Raw genomic sequence first — 1,627 nt, 5'->3', positions numbered from 1 at the left:
CATTTTGTCTACTATACCGACAATATTTGGTGAGATAGCATAGATACCATCTTTATCAATAAATTGAAATGTAAAATATTTTGTTAAATTCAATGCTTATTTGTTGTGTGGATTACGTGTGGTGCTATCCACCAGATTCCGCATCAGCAATGCGTAATTCAGATCAATATCGTCCGGCACGGCTAAAAATATAAAATGACCGTCACCTGGAGCTATGTCAACGGCTTCATTCTTGCGGTTCAACATCTGCTCAATCTTGAACACAATATTGCCTTTCGTCGTCATCATTTCCACTTCGTCACCAAGCAAGAATTTATTTTTCACTGCCACTTCGGCTAGCCCGTTTTTACGCACGCCGGTAAACTCGCCGACAAATTGTTGGCGCTCAGAAATTGAATAGCCGTAATCATAGTTTTGATATTCGTCGTGGGTGTGGCGGCGCAAAAAGCCTTCAGTATAGCCACGATGTGCCAGCGACTCCAAGGTTTGCATCAAGCTATCGTCAAACGGCTTGCCGGCAACCGCATCGTCAATGGCTTTACGGTAAACTTGTGCCGTGCGGGCGCAGTAGTAGAATGATTTGGTTCGACCCTCGATTTTCAACGAATGCACACCAAGTGCGGTCAGCTTTTCAACGTGCTGCACCGCTCTTAAGTCTTTTGAATTCATGATGTAAGTGCCGTGCTCGTCCTCAAACGCCGTCATTTCTTCATTAGGGCGTTGCGCTTCGCTTAATAAATAGACTTTATCGGTCGACTGTCCCTCTCCCAGAGTCGGTGCAACATTTTTAATATCAATCAGTTGGCTTGGATCAACTTGGTTGACGATATTGCCGATGTCGTCTTGCTGTCCTTCTTTAACATTATATTCCCAGCGGCAAGCGTTGGTGCAAGTGCCTTGATTCGGATCACGTTTATTGATATAGCCTGAAAGCAGGCAGCGCCCGGAATAGGCCATACATAGCGCGCCATGTACAAATATTTCTAACTCAATTTCCGGCACTTGCTGACGGATTTCAGCAATTTCTTCAAGTGATAATTCGCGTGACAGAATGACGCGGGTCAAGCCCATTTGATGCCAAAATTTGACGCTTGCCCAGTTGACTGCATTGGCCTGCACCGATAAGTGAATATCGATCTGCGGAAAATGCTCTCGCACCAGCATAATCAAACCGGGATCAGACATGATCAGCGCATCGGGCTGCATATCAATGACTGGCTGTAAGTCCCGGATAAATGTTTTGAGCTTTGAATTATGTGGCGCGATATTCACCACCACATAGAATTTTTTGCCCAGTGCGTGGGCTTCATCAATGCCGATTTTCAAATTAGCATGGTTAAATTCGTTGTTACGCACCCGTAAGCTGTAACGCGGTTGCCCGGCATACACCGCATCGGCGCCGTAAGCAAACGCATAGCGCATATTTTTAAGCGAACCGGCAGGAGAAAGCAGTTCAGGCGTAAAGTTAGTTTGAGTAGCCATAAAAATCTCTTTGGTCTGATGTCAGGTCAGGTTATACCCAATAAAGTGCGGTATAAATCGAGCGGCGATTTTATCCTGTTGTTATTTTTAGTGCAAGTTGGGTTTTGTTTAATTATTTTTTTAAGTAGTATGTTTTAAAGAATGA

The 1,627-nt window shown here is 44.4% G+C and carries 1 protein-coding gene; it reads right to left on the bottom strand.

What is annotated here, in order from left to right:
- Positions 1-96: 96 nt before the first annotated feature.
- Positions 97-1,482, bottom strand: a complete 1,386-nt coding sequence (gene trhP, locus FHQ23_RS11785) for a prephenate-dependent tRNA uridine(34) hydroxylase TrhP (RefSeq protein ID WP_139614492.1) — start codon at positions 1,480-1,482, stop codon at positions 97-99.
- Positions 1,483-1,627 lie beyond the last annotated feature (145 nt).

Origin of the sequence: Testudinibacter crocodili, assembly GCF_006228025.1 — a bacterium.
GTDB lineage: Bacteria > Pseudomonadota > Gammaproteobacteria > Enterobacterales > Pasteurellaceae > Chelonobacter.
Note: the sequence above shows the minus strand (reverse complement) of the source record. Positions and strands in the feature narration are given on the sequence as shown.

What these genes read in the sequence shown, in the direction of transcription:
- trhP (WP_139614492.1), bottom strand. Translation starts at nt 1,482, where the DNA reads ATGGCTACTCAAACTAACTTTACGCCTGAACTGCTTTCTCCTGCCGGT.